Raw genomic sequence first — 21,922 nt, 5'->3', positions numbered from 1 at the left:
CACTCCTAAAGATAATGTCGCTGCTTACGGTTAGTGCGCTGCCCTTTGCTGCCGGGCGCACAGGAACCAAGTAACTACAAAGACTTGCGGAGACTGACTGGCGGGATCTTGAGAGCTTCGCGATATTTGGCAACAGTGCGTCGCGCAATCACCATGCCCTGTTCTCCCAGCATGTCCGCAATCTTACTGTCGGATAAAGGATTTTTCGGGTCTTCAGCTCCTGTCAATTGCACGATCAAAGCGCGTATCGCCGTCGAACTTGCTTCCCCGCCAGCTTCGGTGGCGACATGGCTACCAAAGAAATATTTCAACTCAAACATGCCGTGCGGGGTCAGCATATATTTTTGAGTTGTTACGCGAGAAATTGTGCTCTCGTGTAAACCCAGTGTATCAGCAATTTCGCGAAGCACAAGGGGGCGCATGGCGACCGCGCCGTGCGAGAAAAAGTTCTTTTGTCTTTCTACTATCGCCTGTGCCACGCGCAGGATCGTGTCGAAACGCTGCCGCATATTCTTGATCAGCCACTTGGCCTCCTGCAGCTGCGCGCCCATCGCGCCTTCACCCTTGCCCTGCTTGAGCAGGTTGGCGTACATGGCGTTGACGCGCAGGCGCGGCATGACGTCGTTGTTCAGGCTGACCTGCCAGCCGTTGCGCGACTTCTTGACGATCACGTCCGGCACCACGTAGTCAGACACGTCCGATGCGAACGCCGCGCCCGGGTGCGGATTGCACTGGCGGATCACGGTCTGTGCTTCGCGCAGATCTTCGTCATCGCACAGCAGCGCTTTTTTCAGCTTGTTGAAATCGCGCTGCGCAAACCAGGTCAGATGGTTTTCCACGATGGCCAGCGCCATGCGCCGGGTCACCAACGGCACGCCGGGCAAGCGCTTGATTTGGATCGCCAGGCACTCGGCCGCATTGCGCGCGCCGACCCCCATCGGATCGAAGCTTTGCAGCAGCTTCAGCGCGGTCTGCAATTCCTCGATCTCGACTTCCAGTTCTTCCGGCAGGCGCGCGTGGATCTCTTCCAGCGCTTCTTCCAGGTAGCCGTTTTCGTCGAGCGCGTCGATGATCAGTTCGACCAGCGCGCGGTCGCGCATTTCCAGCACCGTCACGCGCATCTGTTCCATCAGATGGTCGCGCAGCGTGCAGTGATGCGCTTCCAGCTGCGGCCGCGCATCCTCGTCGTCGCTGTTCTTGCTGCGGCCGGCGTCTCCCCAGTCGATGTCGGCGTCGGGCGTGGTGCTTTCGGTGTCGGCGCCGGGCGCCTCGTAATTGTCGGCTTCGGCCGCCGGCGCCTCGCCTGGCGGGCCTTCGGCGGGCGCGTCACCGGCCGGCGCCTGTTGGTTGATGGCGCCATCGCCCAGCAGGCGCAGCGAGTGATCCAGCGGGTCGTCAAGACGCTCCAGCAGCGGGTTATCGGTCAGCAGCTGTTCTAGTTCCTGGTGCAGCTCCAGCGTCGACAATTGCAGCAGCCGGATCGACTGCTGCAACTGTGGCGTCAACGCGAGATGCTGCGACGTGCGCAGTTGCAAAGACTGTTTCATGAGGCTGGGATTTACATTCTGAAGTGTTCACCCAGGTAGACGCGACGCACCGATTCATTGGCGATGATGTCGTCCGGACGGCCTGATGCCAGCACCGAGCCCTGGTTGATGATATATGCGCGGTCGCAGATGCCCAGCGTCTCGCGCACATTGTGATCGGTAATGAGGACGCCGATATTGCGTTCCTTGAGGAAGCGCACGATGCGCTGGATCTCAATCACGGCAATCGGGTCGACCCCGGCGAAAGGTTCATCGAGCAGCACAAAGCGCGGGTTAGTCGCCAGCGCGCGGGCGATCTCCACCCGGCGGCGTTCGCCACCGGACAGCGACAGCGCCTGGTTCTCGCGCAACTTCTCGATTTGCAAATCGGCCAGCAGGGTATTCAGCCGTTCTTCAATTTCAGCCTTGGATAAAGACTTGCCGTCCACTTTTTGAATTTCGAGGACAGCGCGAATATTTTCTTCCACCGTCAGCTTGCGGAACACCGACGCTTCTTGCGGCAGGTACGACAAGCCCATCGCCGCGCGCCGGTGGATCGGCAGCGACGAGATATCGACGCCGCTGATGTCGATGCTGCCGGCGTCCGACGGCACCAGGCCGACGATCATGTAGAACGAGGTGGTCTTGCCGGCGCCGTTCGGGCCCAGCAGGCCGACCACTTCGCCGCACTCGACCTGCAACGACACGTCATGCACCACCTGGCGCTTGCCGTAGGTCTTTTGCAGGCCTTTGACGATCAGGGTGCTACCGCAGGATGATTCCATCTTATTTCCCCGCCGCAGGCTGCGTGGTGGGCGCGGGCGCCGCAGCCGGTACCGGCTGCTTGTTGGCCGGCTGGATCACCATGGTGCTCTGGCCGCCGCCCACTTTGCTGTCGCCGCTCGGCGTGTTCTTGACCGCGAAGAATTCCTTGCGGCTGTCGTAGGAAATGAATTCGCCGTCGACCTGACTGGCCACTTTCGGGCCTTCCAGCTTCTTGATCTCGGCCTTGGCGAACAGCTTGACCAGCTCGGTCTTGCCGTCATATTCGATGCGGTCGGCCTTGCCTTCGACCCACTGGTCGCCGGCGCCGTCCAGCTTCTGGCGGAAGATCGCCTGCACGCCCGGACCGCTGGTCAGCACCACGTACTGGTAGCCTTCCGGATCTTCGGTCACCACCGCCTTCGGCGATTTCATCAGCAGCGTGCCGCGGGTCAGCACCACGTTGCCGGTGAAGGTCTTGATCTGCTTGACGTCATCGGCGTCCAGCTGGTCGAAGGTGATCTGGGTCGGCTTGCTGGAGTCGGCTTTTTCCGCGTAGGTCGCGCCGGCGGCGGCCAGCAGCAGCGTGGCCGCCAGCATCAGTTTGCTCATCTTGAATGCGTTCATGTCTCTGGTTTCCTTCAATGTGCCGCGCGCGGCGGCATCGTAATCGTTCCGCGGCCGCCCAGCTTGATCTGGCGGGTCGCGTTGTTGGCCGTCATGCCGGTGCCGGTGGCGGTCGAGCGCCCGGAGAGCATGTCGACCGCGGCGTCGGTCTCCATCCGTTCTTCGTCCGGATACACCGTCAGCGTACTGGTCTTCAGGCGCAGTTCCTGCGCCAGCTGCGTGGCCGGCCTTACCACATCCACATTACCATTCAGCTTGACGCGTGTATTGCCCTGATCGACATTGGCGGTGTCGGCATGGATATTCATCGGCGGCTGCTCGCCGCCCAGGCTGTGCACATACGGCTTGTCGATCAGCGACGAATCGTCGGTCGGGTGGTGGGTCAGCTTGTCGCCGGAAATGATGTAGGCCGGCTGGCCCTTCTCGTTCATGCGCACCAGGCTGAAACGGTCGATGATGTAATCCGGTTCATCGCGGAACTTGTCGGCCTGCGCCTGCTGGCTGGCCTGGTCCACCACCTGCACCAGCCAGAAGCTGCCGAAGGCGACAAACACGCCGACCATCATGATCACCGTCAGTTGCCAGCGATGGGCTGTTCTTTTACGCATGACTGTCCTCGTCTAAACCAGGAATTGTGCCATCACGCGCTCGTAACTGCCTTGCGCATGCATCAACAGTTCGCACACTTCGCGCACCGCGCCACGGCCGCCATGGGCCACGGTAGTGTGATGTGCACGCTCCAGCACTTCCTTGCGGCCGTTCGGCACCGCCACCGCAAAGCCGACCCGCGTGAGGATCGGCAAGTCCACCACATCGTCGCCGATGAAGCCGACCTGCTCGGCGGTGAGGCCGGTCTTTTCCAGCAGCGCGTTGAACGGCGTCAGCTTGTCGTGGCCGCCCTGGTGCAGGTGCTTGATGCCGAGATCGGCCGCGCGCTTGATCACCTGCGGCGAGGTGCGCGCGCTGATGATGGCGGTATCGATGCCGGCTTCCTGAATCAGCTTGATACCCAGGCCGTCGTGCACGTTAAAGGTCTTCAGCGCTTCGCCCTCGGCGCCATAGTGCAGGCTGCCGTCGGTCAGCACACCGTCGACGTCGAAGATCATCAGCTTGACGCGCGCAGCGCGCTCCAGATAGGTCATCGTCATCAGATCACCTTGGCGCGGGTCAGGTCATGGATGTGCAGCGCGCCGACCAGTTTGCCGTCGGCATCGGTCACCAGCATCTGGTTGATGCGGAACTGCTCCATCACGGCCACGGCGTCTACCGCCATTTTCTCAGGCGAGATGCTGCGCGGGTTGGCGTGCATCACATCGCCGATCACCACCTTGGTAAAGTCCTGCACTTTTTCAATCATGCGGCGCAGGTCGCCGTCGGTGAACACGCCGACCGGCCTGCCGTCGGCATCGACCACGGCGGTCATGCCCATGCCCTTCTGGGTGATTTCCAGCAGCGCCTCGGTCAGCTTGACGTCGGCCATCACGCGCGGCACCGCATCGCCGCTGCGCATCACGTCCTTGACGTGGGTCAGCAGACGGCGGCCCAGCGCGCCGCCCGGATGCGAGCGGGCAAAATCTTCTTCCTTGAAACCGCGCAGGTCCAGCAGCGCCACGGCCAGGGCGTCGCCCAGCGCCAGCGTGACGGTGGTCGAGGTGGTCGGCGCCAGATTCATCGGGCAGGCTTCCTTGGCCACGGCCACGTTCAAATGCACGTCGGCGATGGTGGCCAGGCTGGAGCCCGGCTTGCCGGTCATGGCGATGACCTTGCTGCCCATGCGTTTGACCACCGGCAGGATAGTCATCAGTTCCGAGCTCTCGCCGGAATAGGAAATGGCAATAAAGGTATCGTCGCGGGTGACCATGCCGAGGTCGCCGTGCGCGGCTTCGGCCGGGTGCACGAACAGCGCCGGCGTGCCGGTCGAGGCCAGCGTGGCGGCGATCTTGCGCGCGATGTGGCCGGACTTGCCGATACCGGACACGACCACGCGGCCGGTGCAGTTCAGCAGCAGGGAAATGGCCTGCACCACGCTGTCGTCCTGTTCCAGGCGGGCGTTCAGGGCATTGATGGCGTCCGCTTCGTTTTGCAGGGTATCTCGGGCAAGACGCAGTGCCGTTTTTGCATCAAAAACTTTCAGCATTGTTTTTTCATGGGTTACACTCATGCCCAAGTATAGCCGAATTGAGAAAGCAAAAAACTTGCCAGTCACAACATAACGCGCAAAGCACACTGCAAACAACGAACTTTATTTACTGGCGATGTTGAAATGACGTTTTCACCCCTCGAATTAACATTGTTGCTTTTGGGAAGTGCCGTGCTCGGCGTGGTGGCTTTCCGCATGATGCACCTGCCGCCGATGCTCGGCTACCTGACAGTCGGCATCCTGATCGGCCCCCACGCGCTGGGGCTTGCCGAGCAAAGCGAAACCACCCACGGTCTGGCCGAGTTCGGCGTGGTGTTCCTGATGTTCTCGATCGGCCTGGAATTCTCCCTCCCCAAACTGAAGGCCATGCGCGGCATTGTATTCGGGCTGGGCATGGCACAGGTGGTGCTGACCGTCATCGCCACCATGATTTTCGGCTGGACGCTGGCCACGCAACTGCCGCCGCATCTGCACATCAGCTGGCAGGCCTCGTTTGCGCTGGGCGGCGCGCTGGCCATGTCGTCCACCGCCATCGTCTCCAAAATGCTGACCGAGCGGCTGGAACTCGAAAGCGAACACGGCCGCAAGATCATCGGCATACTGCTGTTCCAGGATCTGGCGGTGGTGCCGCTGCTGATCCTGATTCCGTCGCTGGGCGAGCGCCCCGAGGCGCTGGCCGAAACGCTCGGCTGGGCCAGCCTGAAGGCGGTGGTGGTGCTGGCCCTGCTGTTCGTGGTCGGCCACAAGGTCACGCGGCGCTGGTTCACCATCGTGGTCAAGCGCCGCTCGCAGGAACTGTTCATGTTGAACCTGCTGCTGGTGACCCTGAGCGCGGCCTGGATCACCGAGCGCGCCGGCCTGTCGCTGGCCCTCGGCGCGTTTGTGGCCGGCATGCTGATCTCCGAGACCGAATACAAGCACCAGGTGGAAGAAGACATCAAACCGTTCCGCGACGTGCTGCTGGGACTGTTCTTCATCACCATCGGCATGCTGCTCAACCTGCGCATGGTGCTGGAAAACTGGTGGCTGGTGCTGTTGCTGCTGTGCGCACCGGTGGTGCTGAAGTTTGCGCTGATCGCCGGCCTGGCCAAGCTGTTCGGCTCGTCGGACGGGGTGTCGATGCGGGTCGGACTGGCGCTGGCGCAGGCCGGCGAGTTCGGCTTCGTGCTGCTGAACCTGGCCTCCGATCATCACCTGATGGACTCGTACCTGGTGCAGGTGGTGCTGGCGTCGATGGTGTTGTCGATGCTGATTGCGCCGTTCCTCATCGCGCAGTCGGACAAGATCGTCATGAAGTTCTCCAGCAATGAGTGGATGATGCAGTCGCTGCAACTGACCAAGATCGCCAGCCGGGCGATGTCGACCAACAAGCATGTGATCGTGTGCGGTTTCGGCCGCAGCGGCCAGCGCCTGGCGACCTTGCTGGCGGAAGAAAAGATCGACTACCACGCGCTGGACATGGACCCGGAGCGGGTGCAGGAAGCGCAAAGCGCCGGCGCCCACGTTTCCTACGGCGATGCAGGCCGGCGCGAGAGTCTGGTGGCGGCCGGCATCTACCGCGCCAGCGCGGTGGTGATTTCGTATGCCGATACACCTTCGGCGCTGCGTGTGCTGCACCAGGTGAACGAGCTGACGCCGTCGTTGCCGGTGATCGTGCGCTCGCATGACGATACCGATCTGGACCGGCTGAAGGCGGCCGGCGCGGCCGAGGTGGTGCCGGAAGTGATGGAAGGCAGCCTTATGCTGGCATCGCACGCGCTGGTGATGCTGGGCGTGCCGCTGCGGCGCGTGGTGCACCGGGTGCAGGCGGCGCGCGAGGAGCGCTATGCGTCGCTGCGCGGCTACTTCCCGGGCATGACGGACGTGGAAGAGGAAACCGACCCGGAGCGCTTGCACTCGGTCACGCTGGCTGGTAGTGCCGGCGCGGTGGGCCGGTCGCTGGGATCGGTGGATGTGGAGAGTTGCGGCGCTGCCGTGACCAGCATCCGGCGCGGTAAAGGTGGATTGGAAGTATCGCCGGAGACCGTACTGCAGGCGGGTGACGTGGTGGTACTGCGCGGCGGCGCCGACGCCGTCAACCGCGCCGAGCAGCGCCTGCTGCGCTGAACCCCGCAGGGCCAGGCGGGGTCTGCCCCCGCACGGGGTCAGACCCAGCGGTAGCGCAACGGTTGGGGGAGACCCAGCAATCACTCAGCCGGGTAGCTGACCACGCGGTTACGGCCGCCTTCCTTGGCGTCGTACAGCAGCGAATCGGCGCGCTCGATCAGCTGGCGGGCGATCGCCACCGGCTCGCCTTCCGCCGTGCCCACTTCCAGGCAGGCCACGCCGACCGACACCGTCACCGACAGTTGCAATTCCGGCGACAGCGTAATCATGCTGCCCGCCACGCTGGCGCGAATACGTTCGGCAACGAAGGCGGCGCTTTCCAGATTGGCGTCGATCAGCAGCACGACGAATTCCTCGCCGCCAAACCGCGCCAGCGCGTCCGACGTGCGCAATTCGTTCTTGATGCGTCCCGCCACCTCCCGCAGCACTTCGTCGCCGCCGCCGTGGCCGACGGTGTCGTTGACGCGCTTGAAGTGGTCGATATCGATGTACATGAAGGAAATCGGATACTGCTGGCGACGCGCGCGGGCGATCTCTTCCAGCAAGCGCCGGTCGACGTAGCGGCGGTTGTAGACGCCGGTCAGCGAATCGGTCAGCCCGATGTACTTCAGCATCTCATTGCTGATGACGTTTTCCAGGCAGATGGCGATAATCGACGCCATGTGCTCGATGAAGTCGGTGCCCAGGCTGGGCGTAAACCGGGTCGGATCGCAGCTGCCTAGGTTAAGGCTGCCGATGATGCGCTTGTTGCGCAGCAGCGGCACCTGCGCCACGCTTTGCAAACCAGCCGGCGCATTGGGGAACGACGGCGCATGGCGCAGCTTGTCGTACATGCCCAGCACCGGCTTGGGGATCGGCGAATAGGTCGTGCGGCGGCCTAGGTCGAAGCCCAGCGCGTCCAGCGTTTCGACAAAAATCAGGCCGGGGAAATCTTCAAACACCACATCCAGCTTCAGCATCACGGTGCGGATATCGGCGTCTTCATCGATCAGCGTCAGCGTCACGCTGTCGAGCTCGGAGATGACGGGCAGCACGCGGAAGATAGTGCCCACCAGTTCGGGAAAATTGCCGGCGCCAACGATTTCCAGGTCAAACGCCTGGTGGCGCGTCATGATCGAATGGTTACGTTCGGCCTGTTCCAGCAGATAGGCCATGCGGGCGCGCAGAGCCCGGTTTTCGGCCGCCAGATCGTGTGCCGGTGCGGCATGCTCTGTCTGAGGCGGAAGTTTCCCGGTTGCGGTGTGCGTCATAAATGGCCTTTTTTGCGTACTCCGTCACCTTACGCCAAGTTGCGGCGCTTGGGAATGCCTGGAGTGTCAAAACGCCAATGGAACTTCAATTTCTTGTCCGACTCGCACAATTTGATCCTCTCCGGCAATCAAAATGGCGTTCATGCCGAAGCACAGCGCGCCTTCCACCTCCGGCTTGGCGCGGTAGCTTTGCATGATGTCCATCGGGTCGGGACCGACCTCGCCGGTGGCCTGGTCGACCGACGGCATCGGGCAGCGCGGGCACGGCTTGACCGGTTTGAGCACCACCTCGCCGAGTTGGTAGCTTTCCGCGTAGTCTTCCTCGAAGGCGTCGATGCCGTCGATAACCAGGTTGGGACGGAAGCGGTTCATCGGCAGCGCATTGCGGCCGGCCGCCACCAGTTTCTGGTTCAGGTCGTCCAGCGAGGCCGAGCCGGCCACCAGGATCGGATAGCCGTCGGAGAACATGGTGGTGGTCTGCACGCCGTTGGTCCACTTGGTGCTGACCGCGCGTTCGGCGTTGGCGTGGAAGCGCACCAGTCGGCACGGCACGCCAATCGCCTTGGTGAACCATTCGGCGGTCAGCGCGTCGCAGTCGTAGGCCAGCACGGTGTCTTCCCAGATGTGCGTGGTCAGCGACGGTGCGCCGGCCGGATCCTGCAGGCCGAGGGGAATTTCCAGCCGCAGCATGCCGGGCGCGCGCAGTTCCAGCGTGGTGGCCTTGATCGTCGGCGTAATCAGCGCCATGCGCGGATATTCACGCTGGGTCAGGCAGGCGCCGTTGCTGTCCACCACCATCCATTCACGATCGTAGATCTGCTCGGTCATCAGACCGAGGCTGGTCAACGTCACTTCCTGCAACGATATGCCGGCGCAGGATTTGATCGGATACAGCGTGATGGCGGACAACGTCGGCATCGGCTTACTCCTCGCTGGCAGGCGCCGCTTTCGGCGGACGCGGTGCGCGCGGTGCAGCCGGCTTGCGGGCGGCTGCCGGTTTGGCGGCTGGCTTGGCCTTCGGCTTGGCTTTGGCCGGTTTGGCGGCGGCCTCGCTAGCGGCTTCGGCTGGCACAGGGGCCGGCGTTGGCGCTGGTGCAGCGACAGGCACGCTGACCGGCGCCTCAGCGACGGCAACCGACGCGTCAGCCTTCGGCTTGGCGGCGTTTTGCTTGCCTTGGTTAGGCTTGCGCTGATTCTGTCGACCTTGATTGCGCTGGCCTGCCGGGCGCTGCGACGGCTCGGCGTCAACGGGCGCAGGCGCTGGCTCCGGCGCCGCTGATGCGGCCTCTGGTGCCGGTGCTGGTGCAGCTTCCTGCACCGCCTCCGCGACGTTGCTGCCGTCGGCATCGCCATGGCCTTTTTTGGCAGCGTTCTTCACCTTGCGAGCTGGCGGCTTGGCGCCATTGCGCTTTTTCGGCACGGAAGTGTCGGCCACCGGCAGTTCAACGGCAGCTTCCAGCACCACTGGCGCGATGTCGGCTTGTTCCACCACTTCCGGCGCGGCAATCACGATCGCCTCGCCATCGACTGGCGACTGTCCATTGTTGTGACGCGGCTGCTGCGTCTGGCGCTGGGCCTGACGTTCGGCAAAGCGCTCCGCCGCAGTGCGGCCGCGATTGCGGCTGCGACGCGACTCCTGGCCGCCCTCGTTGGCTGGCGCGGCGACTGGCGTCGTGCCCTCTTCCGTTGCGGCGGATTCGCTGGACGGCTGCGAACCACCGTTAGCGCGATACACATACGCACCGGATTTTTCATCGCGGCCAAACTCCAGATAACCGCGCGCCTTGCATTCCTCGATCAGGTTGCCGAAGGTGCGGAAACCGTAATACGACTCGCTGAAATCCGGCTTGCGGCGCTTGATCGCCTCCTTCAGCACGGACGCCCAGATCTTGCCGCTGTCGCCACGCTCCAGCACCAGCGCCTCGAAGGTGTTGACGGCGATTTCCACCGCCTGGTTGCGGCGCTTGTCCATCTCCTCGCGGCGCGAGCGTTCTTCTTCCGGGGTTCGCTTGACCTGCGGCTTGCTGTCGGTGGCGCCGCTGCTTTCGCGCTTGGCGCGGCGGCTCTCGCGCACCAGGTCGTCATAGAAGATGAACTCATCGCAGTTGGCCACCAGCAGGTCCGACGTCGATTGCTTGACGCCGACGCCGATCACCTTCTTGGCGTTCTCGCGCAGCTTGGACACCAGCGGCGAAAAATCGGAATCGCCGGAAATGATGACGAAGGTGTCGACGTGCGACTTGGTGTAGCACAAGTCCAGCGCATCAACCACCATGCGGATGTCGGCCGAATTCTTGCCGGACTGGCGCACGTGCGGGATTTCGATCAGCTCGAAGTTCGCTTCGTGCATCGGCGCCTTGAAGGCCTTGTAACGGTCCCAGTCGCAATAAGCTTTCTTGACCACGATGCTGCCTTTGAGCAGCAAGCGCTCCAGCACCGGCTTGATATCGAACTTGTCGTAGTTAGCGTCGCGCACGCCGAGCGCCACGTTCTCAAAATCGCAGAACAGCGCCATGCTGACGTTTTCGTTGGAGGATGCCATGAGGGAGTATAGGTAGAGTGTGTCTGGATCGGCCAGGCGCTGGGGCCCGGCCGCTGAGGAGTAAAACGGTTAGACGTTGAACAGGAAGTTCAGTACGTCGCCATCTTTTACTACATATTCCTTGCCTTCGGCGCGCATCTTGCCGGCTTCCTTGGCGCCGCCCTCACCCTTGTACTGGATGTAGTCGTCGTAGGCGATGGTTTGCGCGCGGATGAAGCCGCGTTCGAAGTCGGTGTGGATCACGCCGGCCGCTTGAGGCGCGGTGTCGCCCACGTGGATGGTCCAGGCGCGCACTTCCTTCACACCAGCGGTGAAGTAGGTTTGCAGACCCAGCAGCTTGTAGGCGGCGCGGATCAGGCGGTCCAGACCCGGTTCTTCCATGCCCATGTCGGCCAGGAAGGCGCTCTTGTCGGCGTCGTCCAGGTCGGCGATCTCGGCTTCGATCGACGCGCAGATGGCGACGATCGGCGCGTTCTGGGTGGCGGCGTAGGCGGTCAGCTGGTCCAGAAGCGGGTTGTTGGTGAAGCCGGTGTCGGACACGTTGGCCACGTACATGGCTGGCTTGGCGGTGATCAGGCACAGCGGCTTGATCAGGGCCAGCTCGTCAGCGTCCAGGCCCATGGCGCGCACCGGCTTGGCTTCGTTCAGGTGCGGCACGATGCGTTCCATGATGGCCAGCAGCTTGGCGGCGTCCTTGTCACCCGAACGGGCTTTCTTGTTTTCGCGGTGGATGGCTTTTTCCACGGTGCCCAGGTCGGCCAGCGCCAGCTCGGTCTGGATCACTTCGATGTCGTCCAGCGGGCTGACCTTGCCGGCCACGTGGATCACATTGTCGTCCTCGAAGCAGCGCACCACGTTGACGATAGCGTCGGTTTCGCGGATGTGCGACAGGAACTGGTTGCCCAGGCCTTCGCCTTGCGACGCGCCCGCCACCAGGCCGGCGATGTCGACGAATTCGACGATGGCGTTGACCATGCGTTCCGGCTTGACGATGTCGGCCAGCGCGGCCATGCGCGGATCCGGCACTTCGACCACGCCGACGTTCGGCTCGATGGTGCAGAACGGATAGTTTTCAGCCGGGATGCCGGCCTTGGTCAGGGCGTTGAACAGGGTGGACTTGCCGACGTTAGGCAGGCCGACGATGCCGCATTGGAGACTCATGAAAAACCTTTAAATTATCAATATGGCCGGCGAGCGGCTGGTGAAAACAGCCGCAGGGGGCGTTTTTGGGTATTCTTGCTGTTTCTAAGCTGATGACAGCGTTCAAGGGTCCATTGTACCTCCCTTGCCCGCACTCTTCAAAAAACAGGAGACAGCATGACGATGCGCGACGCCGGCCGGGACCAGTTCCGCCACTTCCTCACCATCCCGACCCGCTGGATGGACAATGATATCTATGGCCATGTTAACAACGTTGTCTATTATTCTTATTTTGATACGGCGGTGAACCAGTTCCTGATCGAGGCTGGAGTGTTGGATATCCACAAAGGCGAGGTGGTGGGTTTCGTGGTGGACAGCGGCTGCGCCTACTTTGCGCCGATTGCCTTCCCTGACGCGGTGCACGCCGGCATTCGCGTGGCCAAGCTCGGCAACTCCAGCGTGCGCTACGAAATCGCGCTGTACCGCAACAACGACCCGCTACCAGCCGCCGCCGGCCACTTCGTCCACGTCTACGTCGAACGCGCCAGCAACCGCTCAGTGCCGATTCCCGAGCCGGTGCGTGAGGTATTGGCCAATTTGAGCGTCACTTAACTGCTTGCTGTTCAGGCAGAAGCGCGCAATGGAGCGCTTCACGGTTAACGCCTGCGCGCTCGGCCAACTCATCCAATCCATCGTCATATGCTGCAGCGATTGCGCGCAGCATAATAAGTCCGCCACTTCGCCCGGACGCATCATCCAACGCCTTCATGGCAATTTGTAAATAAGCCGTTGCAAGCCCCGGGTCTGATTTCAATTCTTCGATCTCACGCTCGTCATGGGATACGCTGTTGTTCAGCTTACGGCTCATAATTGCGCCTCCTTCCAGTTCCGCCAATGCGTTTTCGCTTGAACGATGTCTGATATTTGCGTCTTTTTAGTACCGCCACTCAGCAATAGGACTATTAGAGCGCCGTGTCTACCAAAGTACACTCGATAGCCCGGACCAAGATGGATGCGCAATTCTGTCACGCCACCGCCCACAGCGCGACAGTTTCCGGCCTCTAGCTGACGCAATCTTGCACGTATGCGCGCTTGGGCGGACACATCTTTCAAACCGATTAACCAGTCAGAAAACGGCTCTTGGCCATGATCTGTCCGATATCGAATCAGCTCCATAGTTCGCATCTCATTTTAGCTTTTAAACTGTCACAAGATAGCTCTTGTGACGCGTGACCTTGTTGTGCTTACGCAGAGCTATTGGCAGAGCCTTGTTTGGTGCTAGACTCTTTCGCCATCACCCATCTCAGGAAAAACTATGTCTCGTCTGCGTACTTCCGTTCTGCTTGCCAGCCTGATGCTGGCGGGCGTGTATACCTTGCCGGTGCAGGCGAAGAGCACGGCGGCGGTGGTCAAGGCCAGCCAGGCGCAGAAGCAGCTGGCGAAGATCGCGGCGGCGTTCCATACGGCGCGCTGCAAGTTCGATCCGCTGCTGTTCGGCACCGCCAACGGCGATAGCCGCTATGACGATCAAATCGGCCTGGCGATTTCGCCCAAGGTGCGCGCCGCCCAGTTCACGCTGTACCGCACGATGCAAAAGCAGTTGATGGCTGTCCATCGCGATCAGCTTGGCGCGCAGGATCAGCTGACCTACGATCTGCTGAGCTATGAACTCAACAACGCGTTGCAGCTGGAGTCCTTCCCCGACCATCTGCTGCCGCTGAACCAGTTCGACAATGTTCCCAGCACGCTGGCCAACTACGCCGGCGGCACCGGTTCGCAACCGCTGGAGACGGTCAAGCAATACCAGGCCTATCTGAGCCGCCTGAACCAGTTGCCGGCATGGATAGACCAGGCTATCGCCAACATGAAGGAAGGCATGCGCAGCGGCATCGTGCAGCCGAAGGCGATCACGGTCGCCATGCTGCCGCAGTTCCAGAACCTGCGCGCCGCCACGCCGGAAGCCAGCATCTACTATTCGCCGGTGACGCGTTTCCCGGCCAGCTTCTCCGACGCCGATAAAAAGCAGCTCACCGCCGCCTACCTGAAGGCAGTAAGTAGCGGCATCGCGCCGGCGCTGACACGCCTGGTCAACTTCCTGCAAAACGAATACCTGCCAGCCAGCCGCAACAGTACGGGCTGGAGCGCGATGCCGAACGGCGCGGCCTGGTACGCGGCCCACATCAAGGACAGCACCAACCTGCCGCTGACGCCGGACGAGGTGCACGCGCTGGGCCTGAAGGAAGTGGCGCGCATTCAGCAGCAGTTGACCGTGCTCGGTCCCAAGCTGGGTTATGACGGCCCGGAGAAGCAGTTGCCGCAATGGGTCGGCGCACAGACCAAGTTCAACATCTTCACCACCGACGAGCAGGTGCTGGACGCCTACCGCGCCATCTACGCACAAGTGCAGGCCAAGCTGCCGACCTACTTCAGCCTGATTCCGAAAGCGAAGCTGGAACTGCATCTGGAGCCCGAGCTGACGCGCGCCACCGCCTCCGACCACTACACGCCGCCGGCCGCCGACGGTTCGCATCCCGGCGTGTTCTGGCCGGTGGTCAACGATCCGAAGAAGTACAGCCGCGTCGATATGGTCAGCCTGTTCCTGCACGAAGGCGTGCCGGGCCACCATCTGCACGCGGCGCTGTTGAAGGAGTTGGACCTGCCGGACTTCCGCAAGTTCAGCACCGAGAACCAGAACAGCGCGGCCTACACCGAAGGCTGGGCCTTGTATTCGGAAACGCTGGGCAAGGAGCTGGGCCTGTACGACGATCCGGTGGCCTACTACGGCCATCTGAATGCGGAGATGCTGCGCGCCGCGCGGCTGGTGGTGGATACCGGCATGCACGCCAAGGGCTGGTCGCGTGAGCAGGCAATCAGCTATCTGGCCGAGACGCTGGGCTGGCCGGAGGCACGTGCGCGCAACCAGATCGAGCGTTACATGGTGTGGCCGGGGCAGGCGCTGAGCTACAAGATCGGTTCGCTGAAGATTCTGGAATTGCGGGCGCGTGCGCAGCAGGCGCTGGGCGACAAGTTCAGCTATCAGAAATTCCACGAGGTGGTGATTGGCGACGGCACACTGCCGCTGCCAATCCTGGAACAGCGCGTTGATCGCTGGATTACCAGCACAAAATAGGCGCGCGCGTATTGACGGGTTCGATTGAGACAATATTGCCAATATGATACATTGCAATATTGTCACGAGGGAGCCTGTCGATGGAATTCCTTTTGTTTATCTTTGGCGTATTCACGCTGAGTGTAGCCTGGCGGGCGCGTAGCGAGGCGCGTCAGGCGAAGAAGCTGGCGGCTGATCTTCAGCGCCAGCTGGCCGAGTTGCGGGAGACGGTGGTGGCGGCAGTAGTTCGACCGCAAACCGCGAGGGCGGATGCCAGTGCGCCCGCAGCGGCGCCTGCCGCGTCCTACGCGCAGAGCTGGGCTGCCAAGTCGCCTACACCGCCGCCAGCAACCGAACCAGTTGCGCCGCCGCGCGCCGCTCCACCTGCCACAGCCGCCGATATCGCCGCTTTCGATCCGACCACGCCATTGCGTGCCGCGCAGCCGGCCGTGGCTGCCGCATCTGCCGACGTGGCAGGCTCTGCCACTTTCGAATCTGCCGCGGCGTTGCGCTCCACGCTGTCTGACGCTCAAGCCGACACTGGCACGACCGCGAACGCTGCTAGCGCCGGCGCCGGTACCGACGCATCCGCATCCTCGACCGCACCATCGCGCCCTGCCCCACCGCCAAGCCAACCACCCAAATGGCTGCTGGCCGCCAAAGCCTGGCTATTTGGCGGCAACCTGGTTGCCAAGCTGGGCTTGCTGATCCTGTTCATCGGCGTCAGCTTCCTGCTCAAGTACACCGCCGCCCGCGTCAGCGTGCCAATTGAGTTGCGCCTGGCCGGCATCGTGCTGGCCGACATCGCGCTGCTGGCCTGGGGCTGGCGTATCCGCCTGAGCCGTCCCGCCATCAGCCTACCGGTGCAAGGCGCCGCGCTCGGCGTGCTGATGCTGGTCACCTTCGGCGCCTTTCGCCTTTACCATCTGATCCCCGGCGGCATGGCCTTCGCGCTGCTGCTGGTACTGACCGTCTTCACCTGCCTGCTGGCCGTGCTGCAAGACGCGATGTGGCTGGCCATCTTCGGCATCGTCGGCGGCTTTGCGGCGCCGATCATGGCCTCCAGCGGTGGCGGCAGCCACATCGGCCTGTTCAGCTACTACGCGCTGCTGAATGCCGGCGTGCTGTATCTGGCGCTGTACCGCTCGTGGCGGCCGCTTAATCTGCTGGGCTTCTTCTTCACTTTCGCTATCGCCACCGCGTGGGGCGTGCTGCGATACACGCCGGAGAATTACCTGTCGGTGCAGTTGTTCCTGCTGCTGTTCTTCGCCTTCTATGTCTCGATCCCGCTGGCGTATGCGCGCCAGCAGGCGGTCAAGCTGAAAAGCTATGTCGACGGCACGCTGGTGTTCGGCACGCCGATGCTGGGCTTCGGCTTGCAGTTCAGCCTGGTGAAGGACATGCCGTTCGGCATCGCCTTCTCGGCGCTGGCGCTGGGCCTGTTCTACATCGGCCTGACCACCGTGCTGCGCCGCCGTCCAACGCTGGCGCTGCTGTCGGACGCCTTCCTGGCGCTGGGCGTGGTGTTCGGCACGCTGGCGATTCCCTTCGCGCTCGACGGCCGCTGGACGTCCGCTGCGTGGGCGCTGGAAGGCGCCGGCATCGTCTGGATCGGCCTGCGCCAGAAACAAAAACTGGCGTGGATGTTCGGCCTGCTGGTGCAAGCCGGTGCCTGGGTTTCGTTCTTCGGCACCGTCACCGGCCTGTCGGCGGAGAAGGCGATGGAATCCAATGTCTGGCTCGGCTTCCTGCTGCTCGCCATCACTGCCTTCCTGATGGCGACCCGCTTCCGCGCGCAGGACGAACGCAGCAATAAGCTGTTCACCCTGCTGGCGTCGGCGTTCCTGGCGTTCGCCTCGGTCTGGCTGATCGCCGGCGCGTGGACCGAAATCTTCCTGCGCACCGACGGCGTGGCGCAGGCCAACCTACTGGTGATCAGCGCGTTGCTGGCAGCCATGGTGCTGTACTTCATCGCCAGCAAGATGCAATGGCGGCTGGCCAGCGCGCTCGCTTTGGTGGCGCAAGGCGTGGCTGGCATCATGCTGGCCACGCTGGCGATACAGCAATGGGACTGGGGCAATATCTCGCCGAGCCTGTTCGACAAGCCAGTCCTCGGCGCGCTGCTGATTTGCGCCGGCGCGCTGTTCAGTAGCTGGTCACTGATGCGCAACGATGGCGCCACACCGGGTACCGTCAACTTCGCGCTGTCGCGCATCACCATGCTGTGGGGCGGCCTGTGGTGGTACATCATGACCGCACCCGATCTGGCCGGCTGGCTGGCCGTGCGCTATGTGCTGCTCGGCCAGGACACCTGGTACGGCGCCGATGTGATGGCCATGGCCGTCTACGGCATGCTGGTGGCCGCCAGCGCCATTCCGGCCACGCTCCTGGCGCGCCGCCTGCAATGGCCGTCGCTGCGCATGCTGGCGACGCCGGCCTGGATCGGATTGGCCGTCACCACCGCCGGTCTGCTGGCGCGGCTCTACCTCGATGCACACCTGCCGCGCGCCTCGCTGTGGCTGGCCTACGCCGCGCTGTGGCTGGCCAACGAATGGATGCTGCGCGCATGGCCGGCCAACGGCTGGCCGCTCGGCGCAGTGCCGCTGCGCCTGCTGCACACTTTGCGCACCGGCGGCCTGTGGCTGATGATCTGGCCAGTCGCCGCAATCTGGATCACACGCTGGCTAAACGGCGCCGACAGCGCCGAAGCGCAACTGCTGGCCGAGGCCGGATGGGAAACCAGCGCCAGCTGGGCACGCTTTATTCCAGCCTGGTTGATGATGGGCGCCATCGGCTGGCTGATGCAACGTAGCCGCCGCGATGCCTGGCCCACCGCGCCGATCAGCGCCTGGTATCAACGCTGGCTGATACCGCTGGCCTGCGGCTGGGCCTTGCTGCTGGTGGCGGTGTGGAACCTGTCGCAGAACGGCGCCATGGCGCCCCTGCCCTACATACCGCTGATCAATCCATTGGACCTGACCACCTGCTTCGCGCTGCTGCTGGCCTGGAGCTGCTACCGCCTGCTGCAACAAGCGCCGGCGGCCGAAGTTCCACGCAAGCCGCTGCTGGAAAAATGGCCACTGGCGCTGGCCGGCGCCTTGGTTGCCTATGGCTGGTTCAACCTGGCGCTGCTGCGCACGGTATCGAACTACATGGACATCCCGTATGATTTCAACGCCATGTTCGCGTCGCAATTCGTGCAGGCCATGCTGTCGCTGGTGTGGAGCATCACCGCGCTATTGCTGATGCGCTTTGCGGCGCGCCGCAACCTGCGCAGCGTCTGGATCGCCGGCGCGGCGCTGCTGGCACTGGTGGTGGCCAAGCTGTTCCTGGTGGACTTGTCGAATGTCGGCGGTGTCGAACGCATCGTCTCCTTCCTCGGCGTTGGCGCACTGATGGTCGGCATCGGCTACCTGGCGCCCTACCCCACGCAAACCGAACCCAAAGCGGAGACCGCATGAAGAAAATCCTGATCGCCACCTGTGCCGGCATGCTGGTAACCGCCGCGTCCGCCAGCGACACACCGCAGGACTACACCCACGTGCTGCCACTGACCACCAGCGCCAGACAAGGCGTGCTGCAACTGCGCCTGCCGAAGGACGTCTACCTGCACGCGCGTTCGCCGATGCTGGACGACCTGCGCGTGTTTGACGCCAGTGGCACGCTGCAACCGTTCGCGCTGCGCACGCCCGGCGCCGAGGCGCGCATCAGCCACCGCGACCGGCCGCTGACGATCTTTCCGCTGACCAGCGCGGCCGGCCCGGCTTCGCGGCTGGATCTGGACGTCAGCACCACCACCGATGGCCGGCTGGTCTCGGTCAAGCTCAAGCCCGAAGCCGGCGCCGCCACGACTAGCGCGTCGCAACTGGCCGCGTTGGTGCTGGATTTGGGTAAAGACGCGGCCAGCCTGCCGGTCGATGCGCTACGTTTCACGCTACCCGCCGGCACGCAGGAATACAGCGCCCAGGTCTGGCTGGAAACCAGCAACGACATGAAGCAGTGGGACACCGTCGGCGCGGCCGAGCTGAACTGGCTGGTCAACAAGGATGCGCAAACGCTGTCCAACGATCGCCTGGCCTTCGACGCCCGCAGCTTCCGCTACGCGCGCCTGAGCTGGCGCAGCGGCACACCGTTGCAATTCGCCAGCATCACCGCCGAGCAGCCTACGCAGATCAGCACCGCGCTGCCGGCCGATCAATTGCTGATCCAGCCCACCGCCGGCAGGCAGGCGCAAGATCTGCTGTACGCCACGCCGCCCGCCATCGCGCCACTCAAGGCCGGCTTGCAGTTCAGCGACAACAACGCGGTGCTGGCCGGCACGCTGGGCGTCTACCGCGAATTGCCGGCGCGCCAGGCGGGACAAGGCGCCACCTGGCGTTTCGATCCGCTGGTCAGCTCCACCTTCTACCGCATCCTGCAAGGCGACCAGGTGCGCAGCTCAGGTGACGTCGACGTGCCGCCGGTGCATGCCACGCAGTGGGTGTTGCGCACCAGCGTACCGTCGCCGCTCAAGCCGGCGCTACGCCTGAACTGGCAGCCGGCCACGCTGGTGTTCCTCGCCAGCGGCAACGCGCCGTACACGCTGGCGGTCGGACGCGCGAGCGCCACGCCGGTGGCGCGCGACCTGTCACAAGTCGCGCCCGGCTTCTCGGATGCGGAAGTTCAGAAATTGGAACAGGTCAGCGCCGGCCCGGCCGTGCAGCAACAGGGCAGCGGCGTACAGGACGCCAGCAGCGCGTTGGAAGCGGCCACCGCCGCCCAGCGCCGCCTGATCCTGCTGTGGGGCGTGCTGCTGCTGGGCGTGGCCGTGCTGGGCTTTATGGTTTGGCGACTGGTGCGCTCATCACGTTCAACACCGCCAGCGTCATAGCCTGGGCGGCCGTCTTGATCGACGGCTCCGGCACCGGCGCGTAGTACGGCGAGTGGTTGAAGGCGACCGGCTTGCCGCCGTGCTCGGCCTCAGCCACGACTTTCGGGTCGTACACGCCGGTGAAGAAGAACATGCTCGGCACGCCCTGGTTGACGTATTGCGAGAAGTCCTCGCTGGCCGTCATGGCCGGCATGCGCGAGACGTTGGCGTCGCCGAAGGCTTTCTTTAGCACGCCTTCAGTGCGCGTCACCAGCGCGTCGTCGTTCTCGATGGCGACGCCGCCGGGGATCAGTTGCACATCCGGCGCCGGCGCGTCGGCCATGGCGGACGAGGCATTGGCGACGCGGCGCACGCCGGCCAAAATCTTCTCGCGCACCGCCGGGCTGTAGCTGCGGATGGTGCCGCGCACTTTCACCGTATCCGGAATGATGTTGCCGACCGTGCCGCCGTTGATGGCGCCGATGGTGACCACACCGAATTCCTTCGGATCTTTTTCACGGCTGATGACGGTCTGCACATCGACCACGAAACGCGCGGCGATGGTGATCGGATCGAGCGCCTTATCCGGCGCCGAGCCGTGACCGCCGCGGCCCTTGAAGGTAATCTCGATCGCATCCGAATTCGACGACACCGCGCCGCTGTTGTAGCCGATGGTGCCGTAGGCCAGTGGCCAGCTGTGCAGCGCGAACGCGTAGTCCGGCTTGCCGAAGCGCTTGAACAGGCCGTCGTCCAGCATGGCCTTGGCGCCGGCCACAGTTTCCTCGGCCGGCTGGCCGATGAACATCAGCGTGCCCTTCCACTGCGCCTTGAGCGCCACCAAGGTACGCGCCGTGGCCAGCCAAGCCGTCATGTGGACGTCGTGGCCGCAGCTGTGGGCCGCGCCGTTGGTGCTGGCGTATGGCAGGCCAGATTTCTCATCCATCGGCAAGCCGTCCAGCTCGGTGCGCACCAGCACCAGCGGGCCGGGGCCATTCTTGTAGATCGCCACCACGCCGGTCTTGCCGACTTTTTCCGTGACCTCAAAACCGATCTTGCGCATTTCGGCCGCCAGCCTGGCGGCGGTGCGCTCTTCATGGAAGGCGATTTCCGGATGCGCGTGCAGGTCCTTGTAAATCGCATCCAGTTGCGGATACATGCCGTTGATCAGGGCGCCGGCATCCTGGGTTTGAGCGTGGACTTGCGCGGCCGTGGCGGCCAGTAGTGCAACGATCGGTAAGAGTTTCATCGGATCCTTTTAGTCGGTGTGCAACTTCATGGTGGCGTTGGGGAATTCCCCTTTGACGATCTGCGGCATCACCAGCAACGATTTGTCGATGGCGCGTTCGATCAGGTCCTGGTCTTCGCGGCGCGGGCGGTGCAGCACAAAATCGGCCACCTGCTGCGCCAGGTTCAGCGTGCGCGGATGGCCGATGCCGAGGCGCAGCCGCCAGTAATCCTGCGTGCCGAGCGCGGCGGTGATGTCTTTCAGGCCGTTGTGGCCGCCGGCCGATCCGCCCTTCTTCAGGCGGGCGATGCCGGGCATCAGGTCCAGCTCGTCGTGGACCACCAGCACTTCGTCGGCGTTGATCTTGAAGAAGCGGCACAGCGCGCCGACCGACTGGCCGGAGCGGTTCATATAGGTCAGCGGCTCCAGCAGATACACCTCCTGGCCGGCGATGACCGCCTTGGCATACATGGCGTTGTACTTGCTCTCACGCTGCAGGCGCGCGCCGCTGTCGTTGGCGAGATTGTCCACCAGCCAGAAGCCGGCGTTGTGGCGGGTTTGTTCGTATTCAGGGCCGGGATTGCCGAGGCCAACGATAAGACGGATAGGCATGACATGTAGCGTTAAAGGTAATACGTGATTATGG

19 protein-coding genes are annotated in these 21,922 nt (G+C 63.3%); 5 read left to right on the top strand and 14 right to left on the bottom strand.

Going from position 1 to position 21,922, the window contains the following annotated elements:
- Positions 1 to 74: 74 nt before the first annotated feature.
- Genes HH213_RS13615 through HH213_RS13590 form a run of 6 tightly spaced genes read right to left on the bottom strand, consistent with a single transcriptional unit; the run spans position 75 to position 5,052 of the window.
- A complete protein-coding gene (locus HH213_RS13615; RefSeq protein WP_110846455.1) occupies positions 75 to 1,547 on the bottom strand; it encodes an RNA polymerase factor sigma-54 in 1,473 nt (490 codons plus the stop codon).
- An 11-nt stretch (positions 1,548 to 1,558) separates the two neighbouring features.
- Positions 1,559 to 2,311: an LPS export ABC transporter ATP-binding protein gene (gene lptB / locus HH213_RS13610; protein WP_110846454.1), complete on the bottom strand. Its 753-nt coding sequence runs from the start codon at positions 2,309 to 2,311 to the stop codon at positions 1,559 to 1,561.
- Position 2,312: 1 nt separating this feature from the next.
- Positions 2,313 to 2,915: a lipopolysaccharide transport periplasmic protein LptA gene (gene lptA / locus HH213_RS13605; RefSeq protein ID WP_308494539.1), complete on the bottom strand. Its 603-nt coding sequence runs from the start codon at positions 2,913 to 2,915 to the stop codon at positions 2,313 to 2,315.
- 14 nt (positions 2,916 to 2,929) lie between these two features.
- Positions 2,930 to 3,523, bottom strand: coding sequence for an LPS export ABC transporter periplasmic protein LptC (gene lptC / locus HH213_RS13600; protein WP_110846453.1), 594 nt, complete (start codon positions 3,521 to 3,523; stop codon positions 2,930 to 2,932).
- Between the two features lie 12 nt (positions 3,524 to 3,535).
- Positions 3,536 to 4,063 (bottom strand): KdsC family phosphatase, encoded by a 528-nt coding sequence (locus tag HH213_RS13595; RefSeq protein ID WP_174864412.1) that lies wholly within the window; start codon positions 4,061 to 4,063, stop codon positions 3,536 to 3,538.
- Positions 4,063 to 5,052, bottom strand: a complete 990-nt coding sequence (locus HH213_RS13590; RefSeq protein WP_110846451.1) for a KpsF/GutQ family sugar-phosphate isomerase — start codon at positions 5,050 to 5,052, stop codon at positions 4,063 to 4,065. The genes HH213_RS13595 and HH213_RS13590 overlap by 1 nt, the downstream gene beginning before the upstream one ends.
- A gap of 126 nt (positions 5,053 to 5,178) precedes the next feature.
- Here HH213_RS13590 and HH213_RS13585 point away from each other — a divergent pair, with 126 nt between their 5' ends.
- Entirely contained in the window at positions 5,179 to 7,161 is a 1,983-nt protein-coding gene (locus HH213_RS13585; RefSeq protein ID WP_169112560.1) for a monovalent cation:proton antiporter family protein, read from the top strand.
- Positions 7,162 to 7,241: 80 nt separating this feature from the next.
- Here the strand turns inward: HH213_RS13585 and HH213_RS13580 are convergent, their stop codons facing one another.
- The 4 genes from HH213_RS13580 to ychF form a co-directional block, all read right to left on the bottom strand.
- Positions 7,242 to 8,411, bottom strand: coding sequence for a GGDEF domain-containing protein (locus HH213_RS13580; protein ID WP_169112559.1), 1,170 nt, complete (start codon positions 8,409 to 8,411; stop codon positions 7,242 to 7,244).
- Between the two features lie 66 nt (positions 8,412 to 8,477).
- Positions 8,478 to 9,329, bottom strand: coding sequence for an MOSC domain-containing protein (locus HH213_RS13575; RefSeq protein WP_169112558.1), 852 nt, complete (start codon positions 9,327 to 9,329; stop codon positions 8,478 to 8,480).
- Positions 9,330 to 9,333: 4 nt separating this feature from the next.
- A complete protein-coding gene (locus HH213_RS13570; protein WP_169112557.1) occupies positions 9,334 to 10,953 on the bottom strand; it encodes an NYN domain-containing protein in 1,620 nt (539 codons plus the stop codon).
- A 69-nt stretch (positions 10,954 to 11,022) separates the two neighbouring features.
- Positions 11,023 to 12,114: a redox-regulated ATPase YchF gene (gene ychF, locus HH213_RS13565; RefSeq protein WP_169112556.1), complete on the bottom strand. Its 1,092-nt coding sequence runs from the start codon at positions 12,112 to 12,114 to the stop codon at positions 11,023 to 11,025.
- 162 nt (positions 12,115 to 12,276) lie between these two features.
- Here ychF and HH213_RS13560 point away from each other — a divergent pair, with 162 nt between their 5' ends.
- Positions 12,277 to 12,705 (top strand): acyl-CoA thioesterase, encoded by a 429-nt coding sequence (locus HH213_RS13560; RefSeq protein ID WP_229263465.1) that lies wholly within the window; start codon positions 12,277 to 12,279, stop codon positions 12,703 to 12,705.
- Here the strand turns inward: HH213_RS13560 and HH213_RS13555 are convergent.
- Complete coding sequence (locus tag HH213_RS13555; RefSeq protein WP_110846444.1) at positions 12,698 to 12,961, bottom strand: transcriptional regulator; 264 nt, start codon at positions 12,959 to 12,961, stop codon at positions 12,698 to 12,700. The genes HH213_RS13560 and HH213_RS13555 overlap by 8 nt on opposite strands.
- Complete coding sequence (locus HH213_RS13550) at positions 12,958 to 13,278, bottom strand: type II toxin-antitoxin system RelE/ParE family toxin (protein WP_169112555.1); 321 nt, start codon at positions 13,276 to 13,278, stop codon at positions 12,958 to 12,960. Before HH213_RS13550 ends, HH213_RS13555 begins: the two co-directional genes overlap by 4 nt.
- A gap of 130 nt (positions 13,279 to 13,408) precedes the next feature.
- Between HH213_RS13550 and HH213_RS13545 the strand changes: the two genes are divergently transcribed.
- From HH213_RS13545 to HH213_RS13535, 3 genes are all read left to right on the top strand, one after another.
- On the top strand, positions 13,409 to 15,223 hold the full coding sequence (locus HH213_RS13545; protein ID WP_169112554.1) for a DUF885 domain-containing protein: 1,815 nt from the start codon (positions 13,409 to 13,411) through the stop codon (positions 15,221 to 15,223).
- Between the two features lie 80 nt (positions 15,224 to 15,303).
- Positions 15,304 to 18,663, top strand: a complete 3,360-nt coding sequence (locus tag HH213_RS13540; RefSeq protein WP_169112553.1) for a DUF2339 domain-containing protein — start codon at positions 15,304 to 15,306, stop codon at positions 18,661 to 18,663.
- A complete protein-coding gene (locus tag HH213_RS13535; protein WP_169112552.1) occupies positions 18,660 to 20,072 on the top strand; it encodes a DUF3999 family protein in 1,413 nt (470 codons plus the stop codon). Before HH213_RS13540 ends, HH213_RS13535 begins: the two co-directional genes overlap by 4 nt.
- Here HH213_RS13535 and HH213_RS13530 read toward each other — a convergent pair.
- Together HH213_RS13530 and pth are read right to left on the bottom strand one after the other, a co-directional pair.
- Positions 20,020 to 21,297: an amidohydrolase gene (locus HH213_RS13530; RefSeq protein ID WP_169112551.1), complete on the bottom strand. Its 1,278-nt coding sequence runs from the start codon at positions 21,295 to 21,297 to the stop codon at positions 20,020 to 20,022. The two genes, HH213_RS13535 and HH213_RS13530, sit on opposite strands and share 53 nt — an antisense overlap.
- A gap of 9 nt (positions 21,298 to 21,306) precedes the next feature.
- Positions 21,307 to 21,888: an aminoacyl-tRNA hydrolase gene (gene pth / locus HH213_RS13525; protein ID WP_110846438.1), complete on the bottom strand. Its 582-nt coding sequence runs from the start codon at positions 21,886 to 21,888 to the stop codon at positions 21,307 to 21,309.
- Positions 21,889 to 21,922: the final 34 nt, after the last annotated feature.

The sequence above is a fragment of the Duganella dendranthematis genome (genome assembly GCF_012849375.1).
In the GTDB taxonomy this organism is placed as follows: domain Bacteria; phylum Pseudomonadota; class Gammaproteobacteria; order Burkholderiales; family Burkholderiaceae_D; genus Rugamonas; species Rugamonas dendranthematis.
Note: the sequence above shows the minus strand (reverse complement) of the source record. Positions and strands in the feature narration are given on the sequence as shown.

What these genes read in the sequence shown, in the direction of transcription:
- HH213_RS13615 (WP_110846455.1), bottom strand. Translation starts at nt 1,547, where the DNA reads ATGAAACAGTCTTTGCAACTGCGCACGTCGCAGCATCTCGCGTTGACG.
- lptB (WP_110846454.1), bottom strand. Translation starts at nt 2,311, where the DNA reads ATGGAATCATCCTGCGGTAGCACCCTGATCGTCAAAGGCCTGCAAAAG.
- lptA (WP_308494539.1), bottom strand. Translation starts at nt 2,915, where the DNA reads ATGAACGCATTCAAGATGAGCAAACTGATGCTGGCGGCCACGCTGCTG.
- lptC (WP_110846453.1), bottom strand. Translation starts at nt 3,523, where the DNA reads ATGCGTAAAAGAACAGCCCATCGCTGGCAACTGACGGTGATCATGATG.
- HH213_RS13595 (WP_174864412.1), bottom strand. Translation starts at nt 4,063, where the DNA reads ATGACGATGACCTATCTGGAGCGCGCTGCGCGCGTCAAGCTGATGATC.
- HH213_RS13590 (WP_110846451.1), bottom strand. Translation starts at nt 5,052, where the DNA reads ATGCTGAAAGTTTTTGATGCAAAAACGGCACTGCGTCTTGCCCGAGAT.
- HH213_RS13585 (WP_169112560.1), top strand. Translation starts at nt 5,179, where the DNA reads ATGACGTTTTCACCCCTCGAATTAACATTGTTGCTTTTGGGAAGTGCC.
- HH213_RS13580 (WP_169112559.1), bottom strand. Translation starts at nt 8,411, where the DNA reads ATGACGCACACCGCAACCGGGAAACTTCCGCCTCAGACAGAGCATGCC.
- HH213_RS13575 (WP_169112558.1), bottom strand. Translation starts at nt 9,329, where the DNA reads ATGCCGACGTTGTCCGCCATCACGCTGTATCCGATCAAATCCTGCGCC.
- HH213_RS13570 (WP_169112557.1), bottom strand. Translation starts at nt 10,953, where the DNA reads ATGGCATCCTCCAACGAAAACGTCAGCATGGCGCTGTTCTGCGATTTT.
- ychF (WP_169112556.1), bottom strand. Translation starts at nt 12,114, where the DNA reads ATGAGTCTCCAATGCGGCATCGTCGGCCTGCCTAACGTCGGCAAGTCC.
- HH213_RS13560 (WP_229263465.1), top strand. Translation starts at nt 12,277, where the DNA reads ATGCGCGACGCCGGCCGGGACCAGTTCCGCCACTTCCTCACCATCCCG.
- HH213_RS13555 (WP_110846444.1), bottom strand. Translation starts at nt 12,961, where the DNA reads ATGAGCCGTAAGCTGAACAACAGCGTATCCCATGACGAGCGTGAGATC.
- HH213_RS13550 (WP_169112555.1), bottom strand. Translation starts at nt 13,278, where the DNA reads ATGCGAACTATGGAGCTGATTCGATATCGGACAGATCATGGCCAAGAG.
- HH213_RS13545 (WP_169112554.1), top strand. Translation starts at nt 13,409, where the DNA reads ATGTCTCGTCTGCGTACTTCCGTTCTGCTTGCCAGCCTGATGCTGGCG.
- HH213_RS13540 (WP_169112553.1), top strand. Translation starts at nt 15,304, where the DNA reads ATGGAATTCCTTTTGTTTATCTTTGGCGTATTCACGCTGAGTGTAGCC.
- HH213_RS13535 (WP_169112552.1), top strand. Translation starts at nt 18,660, where the DNA reads ATGAAGAAAATCCTGATCGCCACCTGTGCCGGCATGCTGGTAACCGCC.
- HH213_RS13530 (WP_169112551.1), bottom strand. Translation starts at nt 21,297, where the DNA reads ATGAAACTCTTACCGATCGTTGCACTACTGGCCGCCACGGCCGCGCAA.
- pth (WP_110846438.1), bottom strand. Translation starts at nt 21,888, where the DNA reads ATGCCTATCCGTCTTATCGTTGGCCTCGGCAATCCCGGCCCTGAATAC.